The organism is Sphingopyxis sp. Soil_C_28 (assembly GCF_057657055.1).
Map to the genome: position 1 here is coordinate 1326044 of NZ_JBDGJE010000001.1, position 13686 is coordinate 1339729.

General features: G+C 64.2%; 15 protein-coding genes and 2 tRNA genes. 8 read left to right on the top strand and 9 right to left on the bottom strand.

What is annotated here, in order from left to right; translation table 11 throughout:
- Positions 1-139: 139 nt before the first annotated feature.
- Positions 140-964, bottom strand: a complete 825-nt coding sequence (locus AC3A43_RS06205) for an N-formylglutamate amidohydrolase (RefSeq protein WP_487791645.1) — start codon at positions 962-964, stop codon at positions 140-142.
- Between the two features lie 189 nt (positions 965-1153).
- On the opposite strand from AC3A43_RS06205, the gene cpdR reads away from it, so the two are divergent.
- Positions 1154-1531, top strand: coding sequence for a cell cycle two-component system response regulator CpdR (gene cpdR, locus AC3A43_RS06210; RefSeq protein ID WP_088442230.1), 378 nt, complete (start codon positions 1154-1156; stop codon positions 1529-1531).
- Positions 1532-1602: 71 nt separating this feature from the next.
- Positions 1603-1677: transfer RNA gene (locus tag AC3A43_RS06215), tRNA-Val, on the top strand.
- Between the two features lie 69 nt (positions 1678-1746).
- Here the strand turns inward: AC3A43_RS06215 and AC3A43_RS06220 are convergent.
- Complete coding sequence (locus AC3A43_RS06220; RefSeq protein WP_487791646.1) at positions 1747-2538, bottom strand: SDR family oxidoreductase; 792 nt, start codon at positions 2536-2538, stop codon at positions 1747-1749.
- Positions 2539-2643: 105 nt separating this feature from the next.
- On the opposite strand from AC3A43_RS06220, the gene AC3A43_RS06225 reads away from it, so the two are divergent.
- The 4 genes from AC3A43_RS06225 (at position 2644) to AC3A43_RS06240 (ending at position 7548) form a co-directional block, all read left to right on the top strand.
- Positions 2644-3513 (top strand): alpha/beta fold hydrolase, encoded by an 870-nt coding sequence (locus AC3A43_RS06225; RefSeq protein WP_487791647.1) that lies wholly within the window; start codon positions 2644-2646, stop codon positions 3511-3513.
- A 46-nt stretch (positions 3514-3559) separates the two neighbouring features.
- Positions 3560-4282 carry an energy transducer TonB gene (locus AC3A43_RS06230; protein WP_487791648.1) on the top strand — a complete coding sequence of 241 codons (723 nt, stop codon included), beginning with the start codon at positions 3560-3562 and terminating at the stop codon, positions 4280-4282.
- 134 nt (positions 4283-4416) lie between these two features.
- A complete protein-coding gene (locus AC3A43_RS06235; RefSeq protein WP_487791649.1) occupies positions 4417-6807 on the top strand; it encodes a TonB-dependent receptor in 2391 nt (796 codons plus the stop codon).
- Between the two features lie 57 nt (positions 6808-6864).
- The gene (locus tag AC3A43_RS06240; RefSeq protein WP_487791650.1) at positions 6865-7548 is read left to right on the top strand and encodes a Fe2+-dependent dioxygenase; all 684 of its coding nucleotides are present in this window, start codon (positions 6865-6867) and stop codon (positions 7546-7548) included.
- On the opposite strand, the gene AC3A43_RS06245 is transcribed toward AC3A43_RS06240, so the two are convergent.
- From AC3A43_RS06245 to AC3A43_RS06265, 5 genes are all read right to left on the bottom strand, one after another.
- On the bottom strand, positions 7545-8474 hold the full coding sequence (locus AC3A43_RS06245) for an FAD:protein FMN transferase (RefSeq protein ID WP_487791651.1): 930 nt from the start codon (positions 8472-8474) through the stop codon (positions 7545-7547). The genes AC3A43_RS06240 and AC3A43_RS06245 overlap by 4 nt on opposite strands.
- A gap of 26 nt (positions 8475-8500) precedes the next feature.
- Complete coding sequence (locus AC3A43_RS06250) at positions 8501-9334, bottom strand: DUF4198 domain-containing protein (RefSeq protein WP_487791652.1); 834 nt, start codon at positions 9332-9334, stop codon at positions 8501-8503.
- Between the two features lie 23 nt (positions 9335-9357).
- Positions 9358-9888 (bottom strand): DUF2271 domain-containing protein, encoded by a 531-nt coding sequence (locus AC3A43_RS06255; RefSeq protein WP_487791653.1) that lies wholly within the window; start codon positions 9886-9888, stop codon positions 9358-9360.
- Positions 9889-9899: 11 nt separating this feature from the next.
- Positions 9900-10544 carry a PepSY-associated TM helix domain-containing protein gene (locus tag AC3A43_RS06260; protein ID WP_487791654.1) on the bottom strand — a complete coding sequence of 215 codons (645 nt, stop codon included), beginning with the start codon at positions 10542-10544 and terminating at the stop codon, positions 9900-9902.
- 140 nt (positions 10545-10684) lie between these two features.
- A tRNA-Ser gene (locus AC3A43_RS06265) sits at positions 10685-10776 on the bottom strand.
- 242 nt (positions 10777-11018) lie between these two features.
- Here AC3A43_RS06265 and AC3A43_RS06270 point away from each other — a divergent pair.
- Complete coding sequence (locus tag AC3A43_RS06270) at positions 11019-11789, top strand: DUF1134 domain-containing protein (RefSeq protein WP_487791655.1); 771 nt, start codon at positions 11019-11021, stop codon at positions 11787-11789.
- A gap of 103 nt (positions 11790-11892) precedes the next feature.
- On the top strand, positions 11893-12270 hold the full coding sequence (locus AC3A43_RS06275; RefSeq protein ID WP_487791656.1) for a RidA family protein: 378 nt from the start codon (positions 11893-11895) through the stop codon (positions 12268-12270).
- Here the strand turns inward: AC3A43_RS06275 and AC3A43_RS06280 are convergent.
- Positions 12267-12821, bottom strand: a complete 555-nt coding sequence (locus AC3A43_RS06280) for an adenine phosphoribosyltransferase (RefSeq protein ID WP_487791657.1) — start codon at positions 12819-12821, stop codon at positions 12267-12269. The genes AC3A43_RS06275 and AC3A43_RS06280 overlap by 4 nt on opposite strands.
- 26 nt (positions 12822-12847) lie before the next feature.
- Positions 12848-13660 carry a cytochrome c1 gene (locus tag AC3A43_RS06285; RefSeq protein WP_487791658.1) on the bottom strand — a complete coding sequence of 271 codons (813 nt, stop codon included), beginning with the start codon at positions 13658-13660 and terminating at the stop codon, positions 12848-12850.
- Between the last annotated feature and the right edge of the window lie 26 nt (positions 13661-13686).

Genomic DNA, 13686 nt, shown 5'->3' on the forward strand with positions numbered 1-13686 from the left:
TCGGCGCACAACATCCTAAATTCGTCTTACGCCGCCATGGTTTTCCCCCTTTCCATCGCGGTGAGTGTCCCGTCAGCATTGACGCGGACGCGTCCTCCCTGGACCCTGGCCACCTCGTACTTCGGTACGAGGTGGTTTTTTATTCAGCGGCTTGTGGAAATATGTCGGCCTCGGGCCGCGCCTGTCCAACCTCCCTCACCAATTCTGAGAACCAGCGCGAAAGCCGCGCGATGCGCTGCGTATCGGGCAAACGATCGGACGTTACGTAAAGCGTGCGGTCGATCTCGATCTGCACCGCGTGGATGGCATCGCCGGGCCGGCCATGCGTCCGGACGATATGGCCGCCGGCATAAGGCTGATTGCGCGACACGGGCTCGCCCAATCGCTCCGCCGCCCCGGTCACCCGATCGACCAGCCATTCGCCCGACGTCGCGCCAAAGCGATCCCCGACGACGATTCGAGCGCCGTACCCCGGCTGCCCCGGAGGAATCGGCGGCATCGAATGCAGGTCGATCAAAATTGCGTGGCCGAACCGACTGCGGGCAGCGGCCAGCGCATCGGCCAGCGCGGTGTGATAGGGTCGATGGAAGGATTCCAGCCGCCAGTGCAGCCCCGCGTGGTCGATCGGCCGTTTCCACAGCGGACCGCAATCCGCGAGCCGCGTTGGCACGACGCCCAGCCCCGCACGCTCCTTGCGCCCGGGTGCCGAAAATTGCGTCCGGAGCGGCAAAGCGACTTCCCCGGGCGCCATTTGACCCTCGGCACGGTTGAGGTCGGCGACCGCGCGGGCCCACACGGCCTGAACGACCGTTGCGCCCGCATCGGCGGCTCCGGCCGCGATCAGATCGCACCAGCTATCCTCCAGCCGTTCGAGTTGCGCCTGATCCACCCGCGCTGCCGCCAGGATTTCCGGCGGATAGATGCGCCCCGCGTGCGGCACCGACACAATGACCGGGCCCGCCACCGCAGGCCGGTTGACAGCGATGGCCGTGGGCGGGATGGTGCGGGATCGCATGAAATATGGGTGGCAAAAAAAGCGGGACAAATCCAGCGCCCGCGTCAATTTGTTAAATCTATGATGCTATGCGGGGCTTTCAGAGGGTGCAGCCGAGCGGAACCGGCCGCATCGAAGGACCAGAGGATTGTTTTCAGCATGATTCGTATTTTGCTGGCCGAAGACGATGACGTGATGCGCGAGTATCTGGCACGGGCGCTGACCAGTGCCGGCTATCACGTCACTGCGGTCGACCGCGGCACCGCCGCCGTACCCTATATCGATTCGGGAACCTTCGACCTTTTGCTGTCGGACATCGTCATGCCCGAAATGGACGGGATCGAACTCGCGCAGCACACGGCAAAGGTCGCACCGCAGACGCAGGTCATGTTCATCACCGGCTTTGCGGCGGTATCGCTCCGCGCCGAGGAGAATGTGCCGCAGGCAAAGCTGCTGTCGAAGCCGTTTCACCTCAAGGATCTGGTGCGCGAAGTCGACAATCTGTTCGGCCGCGCCGACCGGTCGAGCCAACAATAACGACATGACCTCGCGCGAAGGGCTTGCCAAGCCGCGTCGGGGATATTAGGGGCCGCGTCACCCCAAGGGATGGGCGTGTAGCTCAGTGGTAGAGCACTGTGTTGACATCGCAGGGGTCGCAAGTTCAATCCTTGCCACGCCCACCATTAAAAACGCCGCCACCCTATAGGGTTGGCGGCGTTTTTGCTTTCATCGTCGGGCGTCGTCGGCGCCGTTCAGGCCATCCCCCGTGCCACGTCGCCGCGCGACGCATCGCCGATCTGGCTCCCGCCGTCGCAGTCGAGGATCGTGCCGGTGATATATCCCGCCGCCGGCGAGCACAGGAACACCGCCGATTCGGCAACCTCCTCGACCTTGCCCCAGCGTTTCATCGCGATCCGGTCATAGTGCGCCTGCCGGGTCTCGGCATCGGGGGCGAGCCGCTTCATCCCCTCGGTGTCGGCGATCGGCCCTGGCGAGATGCCGTTCACCCGCACCTCGGGGCCCCATTCGAGCGCGAGGACGCGAATCAGCTGGTTGATTCCCGCCTTCGCGGCACAGGCATGGACCTGCAATGCCGACGCATTGACCGCCTGCCCCGCCGTGATCGCGATGAGCGACGCGCCCGGTCGGTTGAGCAGATCATGACAGCCACGGAATACGTTGAAGGTACCGTTGAGGTCGATATCGACCACGGTGCGGAACGCATTTGCCGACATGCCGAGCGCGGGCGCCAGGAAATTGCCCGCCGCGCCCGAGATGACAATGTCCATCGGACCCAGTTCGCCCGCAACCCGCTCCATCACGCCGCGGATCGCCGCATAATCGCGGACGTCGCCCGACAGGCCGAGCGCGCCCTCACCGATGTCCGCCGCCGCACGCGCCGCCTTGTCCGGATCGCGCCCCGCAACCGCAACCTTTGCGCCCAATTCGGCAAAGCGCTTGGCGATGCCAAGGTTGATGCCGCTGGTGCCGCCGGCGACGAAAGCGGTCTTGCCGGCCAGCAGATTATCGCGGAATGTCGTCATGTTTCTCTCCCTTGCGCGTCTCTATTCGTCGATGGCATCGATGCGGGGTTGACGGATCGAAACCAGTCGCCTTTTGAAACTGGAACAGACAGCAAGGATGATCCGATGGCAAGTGCCGGCCCCACCTCGAACAGTTTCATCTCGCAGCGGCTGAAGCTGCATTATGTCGACTGGGGCAATCGCGGGGCGCCACCGCTGCTGCTCGTCCACGGCGGCCGCGACCATTGCCGGAACTGGGACTGGGTCGCCGAAAAGCTGCGCGACCGCTATCATATCATTGCGCCCGATCTGCGCGGCCATGGCGACAGCGCATGGTCTCCCGACGGCAATTACGCGATGGACACGTTTGTCTATGACCTCGCACAGTTGATCCACCAGCTCGACCTTGGCCCGCTGTCGATCGTCGCGCACTCGATGGGGGGCAATATCGCGCTGCGTTATACGGGCCTCTATCCGGAAAACGTCCGCAAGCTCGTCGCGATCGAGGGGCTTGGCCCCTCGCCCAAGGTCATCGCCGAACGCGCGAAAACGGGTTACGCCGAACGCTTTCGCAAATGGATCGACGACAAGCGCCAGGCGGCTGGGCGCACCCCGCGCCGCTATGCGACGCTTGAGGACGCGCTGGCCCGCATGATGGGCGAGAACAGCTATCTCACCGAGGTTCAGGCGCGCCACCTGACGATCCACGGCATCAGCCGGAACGAGGATGGGACCTGGAGCTGGAAGTTCGACAATTATCTGAACGTCTGGCCTGCCTTCGACATGCCACAGGATGATATCGCGGCGCTGTGGAACGCAATCTCCTGCCCTACGCTTTTGCTCTATGGCGCGAACAGCTGGGCCTCGAATCCGGAGGGAGACGGGCGGCTCGTCCATTTTAAGAACGCAAAGGTCATCGAATTCGAAAATGCGGGCCATTGGCTGCACCACGACCAGTTCGACCGGTTCATGTCCACGCTAGACGAATTCCTCTAAACCCGACGCCGGTTGCGCACCTGCGTGCGCGATAAAGGGCGACACGATGGCCTATACGGGGCAGATTTCGGGGCGACAGAAAGCCTTGTCGGGTGGCGCGGCGCTGACCGCGGTCCTCGCGATCGGCCTCGGCCTCGCAAGCGGCCTCGATCTCGGCGTCGTACGCAAGGTCGGCGAAGCCATCACCGCGGTTGCCGTCCCGGCCCCGCCCCCGCGCGAACAGGTTGTGCCGTCGAAGACGCCGAGCGAGAAGGCCAGCGGCAAGACGTCGGCAGCCAATCGACATGCCAAGGCCACGGCGGTCGCAGCACCGCCCCCCAAACTTCCCCCTATCGTCCCGCCGGTCGCGATGGCCCCCAATCCGGGCGCTGGCCATGCCTCGTCGGCCGGCGCGACGCCGAATCCGGGTCCCGGATCGGGGGCAGGTGGCCGCGGCGATGGGACCGGCGCCGGCGGCACGGGCAGCGGAACGGGTGGTGGGACCAAAGCCATATGGCGAAGCGGCACGATCCGCGACCGCGACTATCCCCGCGAAGCGAGCCGGCTCAAGGCCGGCGGCGAGGTCGAGGTGCGATTCACGATCGAGCCGAGCGGCAGGGTCAGCGGATGCCGCGTAACGCGGTCGAGCGGAGATGCTTCGCTGGACAGGACGACGTGCGAGCTGATCGAGGACCGTTTCCGGTTCAAGCCTGCGACCGACGCCTTTGGGGGGCCCATCGCCAGCCAATATGGCTGGCGGCAAAGTTGGTGGCTCGAGCGGCGGCGATAGGAGCAACTTCTCGATCGTTGCGCATAAACGAGAGATATTGCGACAGTATCGCGAACGATTCGCAATATTAATTGACTTTGCAACCGACTCTCAATAGCGGCGCCTCCGAACCAATCAAAAAACAGGGGGTTTACGTGAAGCCATCGACATCCGCCTCATTCCTCGCACTCTCCTGCGTGGGCAGCCTGATCAGCGCGCCGGCCTTCGCCGCAGAAGGCGACGCGGCGCAGGACGCGCCCGGCAGCCGCAGCGACATCGTCGTCAGCGGCACGCTCGCTACCGAGGTGGAATCGCCCAAATCGACGGCACCGCTCGTCGACACGCCACAGACGGTCACCGTCGTGTCGCAGGAACAGATTCGCCAGCAGAACCTGCTGACGCTTCGCGATGCGCTCGCGACAATCCCCGGCATCACCTTTGGCGCGGGTGAAGGCGGCGGCGGTTATGGCGACTCTATCAACCTGCGCGGCTATTCGGCGAACAACGACCTGACCGTGGACGGGGTGCGCGACAGCGCGCAGTACAGCCGCACCGACCCCTTCAACCTGCAGCAGATCGAAGTCTATAACGGCGCGAACTCGGTCTTTAACGGATCGGGCAGCGTCGGCGGCACGATCAACCTCGTCAGCAAAATCCCCTTCGCGCGCAACGCGACGACGGTGCAGGCGGCGGTCGGCACCGACAATTATTATCGGGCATCGGTCGACAGCAACTGGCGTCTGAACGATTTGATCGCCGTGCGTCTGAATGCGATGTATCATGAGAACGACGTCCCGGGCCGCGATGTCGAATCGTACCAGCGCTGGGGCGTCGCACCGTCGATCACGATCGGCGTCGAAAGCGACACCAGCCTGACGCTCGCCTATATCCATCAGGACGACGACAATACGCCGATCTATGGCGTCCCCTTCTTCCTGAGCGGCGTGAACGACGGGCCGCTGGCCGGCGTCGACGACAGCGATTATTTCGGCATCGTCAACCTCGACGAGCAGAAGACGAAGGTCGACCGCCTGACCGCGACCTTCCGCCACGCGTTCAGCGACAATGTCTCGATCCGCAACCTGACCCGCTGGCAGCGCGTCCACCAATATAGCCAGACCAGCGCCCCGCAGGGTGTTTTCTGCCTTGCAAGCGGCGTGCAGCCGATCGGCGGCAGCGCCAATGCGACCGTCGGCACCGCCTGCCCCGCCGGTCAAAACACCCCCGGTTTCTACTATCCCGCCGGACCGCGCGGTCTTGTCCGCGACCAGGTCAACGACCTGATCCACAACCAGACCGATCTGACGGTTGTCAATGGCGCCAAGGGCGGCCTGTTCAACACCCTCGTCATCGGCGCGTCCTATACACAGGAAGATTATTCGATCGAGAATGCGCAGTTGCTGCGCAATCCCGGCGGCGCCTTGCCCAACCCCGCCCAGCCGCCGATCAGCCTGTCGAACCCGAACACCGTGTGGACCGGTCCGGTCAATTATGTCCGCACCGGCAACAGCTATGGCGACACGCGCAACCTTGCCGTTTATGCGTTCGACACGCTTGAAATCTCGCCGATGTTCGAACTGAACGCAGGGGTTCGTTATGAAAGCGTACGGACCATCTTCCGCGCCGATACGGTGACGACGCCAGCGACCGGGGCGGTCTATACGCGCGGCGTCGATCAGACGAGCGACGAGAATCTCTTCTCCTATCGCGTCGGCGCGGTTTTCCACCCGATCGAGAATGTCAGCCTCTATGCGGCCTATGGCAATGCCAAGACGCCGACCTCGGCGACCGTCCGCGCGGGCTGCGGCCTGCCGACGGCGCCGGGCGCCGCCGATCCATGCGCCGTCGCGCCCGAAAAGGCGCGCACATACGAGATCGGGGCGAAGGCCGAGCTGTTCGACAAGAAGCTGTTGCTGACCGCAGCGCTGTTCCGCAACGAGCGCTCCAACTTCCGTACCCCGTCTAACGATCCGGCGCAGCCCAATTCGCTGCAGGTGCTCGACGGCAAGTCGCGCGTCGATGGCGTCGCGCTGGGCATCAGCGGCAACGTGACGCCCGAATGGGCGATCTTTGCGAATTATACCTATCTCGACAGCGAAGTGCGGCAGAGCGTATCGGACTTCTGCCTCGCCACGCCGGGGGCGACGGGCTGCCCCAACAATGCCGCGATCCCCGATCCGCAACGCGGCGACCGGTTGATCCAGACGCCGAAGCATTCGGGCAGCCTGTTCACCACCTATGCCTTTCCGTTCGGGCTCCAGGTTGGTTACGGCCTGACCTATCAGGGCAAGTTCGCCACCAACCAGCGCAATCTGGCGCAGCGGACGCAGTTTATGGTCGACGATTATCTGATCCACCGCGCGTTCGTGTCGTATGACTTCAAGAATGGGCTGGTCGCGCAGTTGAACGTCAGCAACCTGACGAACGAAGATTATTATACCGGCGTCCGAAACAATGTGAACGCGACGACTGGCGCCGTTTCGGGTGGCTGGGCAACCCCCGGCGACGCGCGCTCGGCGGTGTTCAGCCTCTTCTACAACTTCTGATCAACCGGGCGGGCGCGGCGATTGCCGTTCCCGCCCTTTTCGGCCTAGAAGCGGCGCATGATCCGCATCATTCCCGACGTGCTCGACGCCGAAGGTGTCGCAAAGCTCCGGTCGATTCTCGACGCCGCCGACTGGATCGACGGCAACGAGACATCGGGTCCGCAGGCCGCGCTCGCCAAACGCAACCAGCAGCTTCCCGAATTTGGCGAAGCCGCCGCAGACGCGGGGCGCTTCGTGCTCGACGCGCTCGGCCGCAGTCCCTTGTTCATCGCAGCGGCGCTGCCGCTCAAAATCTATCCGCCCTATTTCAATCGCTATGCCGGCGGCGAAAATTTCGGCGACCATATCGACAATGCGATCCGCATGCGCCGCGGCAGCGATTTCCGGATACGAAGCGACCTGTCGGCGACGCTCTTCCTTGCCGATCCCGACAGCTATGAGGGCGGCGGCTTGGTCGTCGAGGGCTTTACCGACGCGCCCGGCCTGAAACCGCCCGCCGGGCATATGGTCCTGTACCCGTCGACCACCGTTCACCGCGTCGAACCGGTGACGTCGGGCGCGCGCGTCGCGAGTTTTATGTGGATCCAGTCGATGGTCCGCGATCAGGGGCAGCGCAACCTGCTGTTCGACCTTGATATGGGCGTGCAAGGCGCGGCGGCCGCGCTCGGCCAGGGCGATCCGACGGTCGTGCGCCTGACCGGGACATATCACAACCTCTTGCGCCGCTGGGCCGACAGCTAGCCCAGCATTTCGCGCCAGGCGCGCGACAGATATTCGCGGTCGCCTGCAACGACGCAGGCGGCGAGCCGCTGTTCGTCGGCGAGCGCGATCGCGGCCTCCGCCCCCAGAACCGTCAACGCGGTCGCCCAGCCGTCGGCGTGCATACAACTGCGATGAATCACCGTCACCGACGCGACGCCGTTGACGATCGGGCGTCCGGTCTTTGGATCGAAGCTGTGGGTATAATGGGTTCCGTCAGCCACAAAGCCACGGCGATAATTGCCCGATGTCGCGACCGACAAATCGTGAAGCGCGATCCGCCAGGGCAGGATCGACGATGTCGGCGGCATCTCGACATCGACCCACCAGGGCTGGCCGTCGGGGCGAATCCCCTCGCCGCGCAGCTCGCCGCCGACTTCGAGCAGGAAATGGCGTAAGCCGTCGGCCAGCAGCCATTCCGCCGCGAGATCGACGCCATAGCCCTTGGCAATTCCCGACAGATCAAGCGCGGCGCCCTCGCCGCGCCGGACGCGGCGGGCCGCCGGATCGAAATCGACGGTGCGGTCCGCGGCGGGATCATCTTTGGGGGCCTGATCGACGGGTCCGGCGCGGCCGAAACCCCAGGCTTCGGTCAGGCGGCCCAGCCCCGGATCGAAAGCCCCGGCGCTCGCCTGCGCTATTGCGAGCGCCGCCTGTATGACGTCAGCGAACTCGGCGGGGATATCGTGCCACGCGCCCGGCGCGGCGCGATTGAAGCGCGCGAGGTCCGATCCGTCGTCCCACTGGCTCATCTGCGCCACAACCAGGTCGAGCGCCGCCTGGACGCCTTCGGTCGTCCCCGCGGGCGGCGACACCGCCTGCAGCGACCAGCCTGTTCCCATGCTCGTCCCGGCGAAGCTTTCGATGACCGCCCCCGCATCGCGCCCGGCAAACGCGGCGGGCGTCAACGCGTGGGGGATCAGGATGCGGTCGGTCAGGGTGCCAGCACTTCCAGCGTCGTGACATAGCTCGCGCGGCGCTGCGGCGTCGCGGGTTCGGGAGCGCCCTCTTCGCGTTCGGTCTGCGGCGTCGTGACATTCAGCCAGTACAGGCCGGGTTCGGCCCAGTTGATCTCGACCTTGCCGTCGGCGCCGGTCTTAAGGTCGATCTGGCCGAGCTGGTCGCGATAGCGGATACCGCCGGGGATCACGGTAACCGGCAGGCCCGCTGCGGGCTGGCCGTCGAGCAGGAACTGGAAGGTCGCCGCCTCGCCCGAGATCAGGTCGTTCGGATGCGTAACGGGAACCAGCTCGATGCCCTTGCCCGTCGGCTTGAATAGCGTGCCCGTCGGTTCACCGACGGTCACGAAAATCTCGTTGCGATTGTTCGATTCGGCGGTCTTCACATTGGTCGCGCCGGCGGGAATGCGCTCGGCGAGGTTCGCGGTGGTGGTTCCGCGCGGCAGGCGCTCGGTCTTGCCGCCCAAAGCATAGCTGCCCATCACGCCGTCGGCGACCGAGGCGATCCGCCACGTGCCCTTCTGCGTCAGATGGACGTCGAACGTGCTGCGATACCGTCCCGTCGACTTGTTCTCGATCGTCGCCTCGGTGCCGTCGGGCGCCCAGGCCTTGAGCGCGTCGAGGCGCATCGGCTGATGCTCGAAATAGAAGAGATCGTTCGACACCGCCGCGTCGACGGTGACCCAGACATCGTCGCCGGACAGCACGGTGGCAGACGGCATCATCCACTGGCGATGCGCGGAGGCCGGAACGGCGACGAGTGCCGCAAGTGCGGCCGTCGCGGCGAAACCCCAAATTCGCTTTTTCATAGTCCTGTCCTTCTTTTTCAAGTTCAGCGGAAGGCGACCGACACGGCGCCCAGTTCAGTCGTTCCAGCAGCGCGTCCGCCTGCCCCGGCCTTCGCCGGCCAGGTGAAGGGAATGCGCAGAATTTCCCGCCCGCCGACTTCGCGCGCTGCCTCGATTATCAAGCTATACTGGCCGGGCGCCGCGGCGCCGAGCTGCGCGCGCGAGAAAGACACCTTGTGCGCGCCGGGCGCGCGCGTCGCGCCGGTGATGCCGTTCGCGGGGAAGGTCATCGAGCGGCCTGCGGCGCGCCACCACTGGCGCACGTCACGCAGCCATTTGGTGCCCTCGTTCGCCTTCATGTCATAATCGTACCAGACCGCGACGGTCTTGGCCTTTGCCCCCGCTTTCTCCACCCAGATCGCGACATAGGGTTTGTGATATTCGGCAACCTTCAGGCGCGGAATGTTGATCGTCACATCCATCGTGCCGAGGTCGGCAGCGAACGCGGGCGCGCCGAGCACGGCACCGAGCCCGATCGTGCCGCCCAGGAAGCGCGCGGGGGTGGAAAGCTGCATGAAGGGTCTCCCTAATGAATGAAGATGACGGCGATGGCGGCCGGGATCGCGAGTCCCAGCCCGACCAGCGGCCAGGTGCTCTTGCGCTTCGCCGAATGAAGCTGGAGCAGGAACAGGCCGGTGAATGCGAAGACGAGGCAGGCGAAAGCGAATATATCGATGAACAGGCTCCATTCGCCGCCCGAATTACGGCCCTTGTGGAGATCGTTCAGATAGGAAATCCAGCCGCGGCTGGTGATCTCGCTCGACGCCTCCCCGGTCGCAAGGTCGATCGCGACCCACGCGTCGCCGCCGGGACGCGGCGCGGGAAGATAGACTTCATCCGCCGACCACTCCGCCACGCTCGATGCCTTGACGGGAAAGCTTTGCTCGACCCATTCGGCGATGGCGGGGGGTAGCGGCGCCTTTTCGGCGTCGGGGACCCCCGCCTTCAGCCGCGTGAGCAGCGCCGGCGGCATTTGCGCCGATTTCTGCGTGATCACCGGCGATCCCTCGATATCGGCGGCATGGTTGAGCGTGAAGCCGGTGATCGCGAACAGCAGCAGGCCGATCAGGCTGACTGCCGAGCTCATCCAGTGCCACATGTGGAGCTGCTTCAGCCAAAAGGCTTTCCGGCTCTTCTTGGTCGCCGGTCGCGAGGGAGTGGGTGCATGCATGTGGGAAAGTTCTACCGTAAGGACGCACCGCCATTATCGAGAACGATTCGCAATTACAATAACTATTCCGGCTTTTGGGCTACGAGACGCCCGGCTCCGGGCGCCGATGGCCCGGAATTTTCGTCGGTCGAAAAGAGTAGTGGCGGAGACGGAGGGATTCGAACCCTCGGTGCCGCATTCACAGCACGACGGTTTAGCAAACCGTTGGTTTCAGCCACTCACCCACGTCTCCGCATGGCCTGCCGCGCTAACGACAGTTGGCCTAGGCGGGTCGCTATAGCCATGCACCTCGCGCCCCGCAACGGCAAAGATTGTGCATTTTTGCGGTCGCGGCAGGCATTTCGTCGCCGGAATGATTCGGTCTGGCGTAATTTCGACTCAGGTCATCGCCCGTTCATTGCTCGACGGCCAAAGCGAGTCATGATTGAAACAGATTTCGGCGCGCTTGTGCCGTTCGATTTTTGGGGGTCCAATATGCGGAAAACGTTCACCAGCCTTGCCCTGGCAGCAATGGCATCGCTCGGCCTCGCGCTGACTCCGCTTCCCGCGGCGGCGCAAATGCGCGAAGTCGATCCCAACAGCACGTCGATCGATGCCGACCTCAACAATCCCCCGCCGCCTCCGACGTCGAGCGATTCGACCGCCGGCACGTCGTACGACAGCGACCTTGCTACCGGCGACCAGCAGACGAGCGATACGCCCGTCGATGGCATCGCGACCAGCGACGATGCTTCGGCGGCAACCGTCACCGCCGCGCCGGGCTCGACCTATAAAAAGGACGATCTGATCGGCGCGGCCGAGGGGGTATTCGGCAAGGGGGCACAGGGCCTTGCCGGCTTGATCGAGGATATTTTGAAAAAGCAGGGCGAACCCAACGCCTATATCATCGGCCGCGAAGCCGGCGGCGCGCTCGTGCTCGGCGTGCGTTACGGTTCGGGAACGCTCCATCACAAGATCGAGGGCGAATTGCCCGCTTACTGGACCGGACCTTCGATTGGCTTCGACGCGGGCGCCAACGCCGGCAACACCTTCGTCCTCGTCTACAACCTCTTCGACAGCGAAGATCTCTACAAGCGCTATCCCGCGGGCGAGGGCGCCGCCTATCTGATCGGCGGCTTCAACGCGAGCTACCTGCGCCGGGGCGACGTCGTGCTGATCCCGATCCGCGTCGGTGTCGGCGCGCGGCTCGGCGCCAACGTCGGCTATATGAAGTTCCGCAAGAAGCAGAATTGGGTTCCCTTCTAAGCACAACCCGTTTGCCACGGGGGCGATAGCCCGCGCTTCGGCGCGGGCTTTTTCTTTGCCGGGATGTTATTATGCCGACGCAGCCGTCAGGGAGATCGACGACATGACATCGCAGCCTGCCAGCGGCCCGCATTATTCACCCTTTACCATCGGCGGAGGCCTTATCTTCGTGTCCGGCCAACTGCCGCTGCGTCCTGGCCGCGATACGTCATTGGCCGACGCGCCGTTCCCGGATCAGGTCGAGCAAACGCTCCAGAACCTGAAGACCGTTCTTCAAGACGCCGGAGTCGACCTGGCACAGGTGATCAAGACGACAGTCTATCTCAGCGACATCGCCGACTGGGACGAACTGGACGAGGTCTATGGCCGATTTTTCGGATCGACGCGGCCATCGCGGAGCGTAGTCCCCACCGGGCCGCTCCACTTCGGATTTCGCATCGAGGTTGAGGCCATCGCCCTTGCGACGAAAGATTCTGACTAGTCGCCGTCGAAGGCGATCAGCGTCTCACAGGTGAGGCCCGCAGCCTCCAGCCGCTGCGACCCGCCGAGGTCGGGCAGGTCGATCACGAACAGCGCCGCGGCGACCTCTGCCCCGACATTGCGCATCAACGCGGCGGTGGCGAGGATCGTACCGCCGGTCGCGAGCAGGTCGTCGACAAGGACGACGCGATGCCCCGGCAAAACCGCGCCTTCGTGCAGTTCCAGCCGGTCGACGCCATATTCGAGTTCATAATCGACGCCGATGGTGACGCCGGGCAGTTTGCCGGCCTTGCGCACCGGGACGAGGCCCAGCCCCATTGCGGTGGCCATCGCGGCGCCGAACAAAAAGCCGCGCGCCTCGACCGCGACGATGAAGTCGGGCCGATGGACGGCGGCCAGAGCGCTCAGGCGGCGCACACTTTCGGCAAAACCGGCGGCGTCGCCGATCAGCGTAGTGATATCGCGGAACTGAATACCCGGCTTGGGAAAGTCGGGGATAGTGCGGACCAGCGACGCAAGGTCGAGGTCGGGCTGAGGCGGGAGGGCGATCATCGAACGGGTCGCCCTCCCCTATGTCCTCAATGCTTCTTGTCGGCCCAGATGTTCCGGTACGACAGATAGGTCAGCACGGTGAAGATCAGCAGGAAGAAGAACACTGCATAACCCACCTGGATGCGCTTGATCAGCTTCGGCTCGGCGGTCCAGACGAGGAATGCCGTGACGTCCTTCGCCATCTGGTCGACGGTTGCCTTGGTGCCATCCGCATATGTCACCTGATTGGGGGCCAGCGGCGGCGCCATCGCGAGGTTGAGGTTCGCGAAATAGGGGTTGTAGTGTAATCCCGTGCTCGGCTGAAGTTCCTTGGGCAGGTTCTTCGGCGGATTCTGGAACCCGGTCAGCAGCGAATAGATATAATCCTTGCCGCCTTCGCGCGCCTTGGTGATCAGCGACAGGTCTGGCGGCAGCGCATTATTGTTCGCAGCGCGTGCAGCGACGTCGTTCGCATAGGGCGACGGGAAGTAATCCGACGAGAGACCATCGCGCGTCGCCGGCTCGCCGGTGTCGGGGTTGACCGACGGAACCTGGAAGCCCTTGGCGAAGGTCTTGATCTGACCATCGGTGTAGCCGAGGTCCGCAATATCGCGAAACGCGACAAGATGGAGGCTGTGGCAGGCCGAGCAGACCTCTTTGTAGACCTGCATCCCGCGCTGCAACTGCGCCTTGTCCCAATGCGGCAGAACGATGCCATCGCTGGCCAGCTTCAGATGCCGGGGGTGTTTGTGAAACTCGTGCGCGACATTGACTTCATTGCTGAGCGGCGTCGTGAAAATCGCGAGCACCAGCGCGGTAATGAAACCGAGACCGACGAGAAAACCGAGCGGACGAACCATGGCTGTATCAGCTCCTATTAAAGTCC

Bases quoted from the DNA above. Each gene is read 5' to 3' on its own strand.
- cpdR (WP_088442230.1), top strand. From the start codon at position 1,154: ATGATTCGTATTTTGCTGGCCGAAGACGATGACGTGATGCGCGAGTAT.
- AC3A43_RS06220 (WP_487791646.1), bottom strand. From the start codon at position 2,538: ATGACGACATTCCGCGATAATCTGCTGGCCGGCAAGACCGCTTTCGTC.
- AC3A43_RS06225 (WP_487791647.1), top strand. From the start codon at position 2,644: ATGGCAAGTGCCGGCCCCACCTCGAACAGTTTCATCTCGCAGCGGCTG.
- AC3A43_RS06230 (WP_487791648.1), top strand. From the start codon at position 3,560: ATGGCCTATACGGGGCAGATTTCGGGGCGACAGAAAGCCTTGTCGGGT.
- AC3A43_RS06240 (WP_487791650.1), top strand. From the start codon at position 6,865: ATGATCCGCATCATTCCCGACGTGCTCGACGCCGAAGGTGTCGCAAAG.
- AC3A43_RS06250 (WP_487791652.1), bottom strand. From the start codon at position 9,334: ATGAAAAAGCGAATTTGGGGTTTCGCCGCGACGGCCGCACTTGCGGCA.
- AC3A43_RS06255 (WP_487791653.1), bottom strand. From the start codon at position 9,888: ATGCAGCTTTCCACCCCCGCGCGCTTCCTGGGCGGCACGATCGGGCTC.
- AC3A43_RS06260 (WP_487791654.1), bottom strand. From the start codon at position 10,544: ATGCATGCACCCACTCCCTCGCGACCGGCGACCAAGAAGAGCCGGAAA.
- AC3A43_RS06270 (WP_487791655.1), top strand. From the start codon at position 11,019: ATGCGGAAAACGTTCACCAGCCTTGCCCTGGCAGCAATGGCATCGCTC.
- AC3A43_RS06275 (WP_487791656.1), top strand. From the start codon at position 11,893: ATGACATCGCAGCCTGCCAGCGGCCCGCATTATTCACCCTTTACCATC.
- AC3A43_RS06280 (WP_487791657.1), bottom strand. From the start codon at position 12,821: ATGATCGCCCTCCCGCCTCAGCCCGACCTCGACCTTGCGTCGCTGGTC.
- AC3A43_RS06285 (WP_487791658.1), bottom strand. From the start codon at position 13,660: ATGGTTCGTCCGCTCGGTTTTCTCGTCGGTCTCGGTTTCATTACCGCG.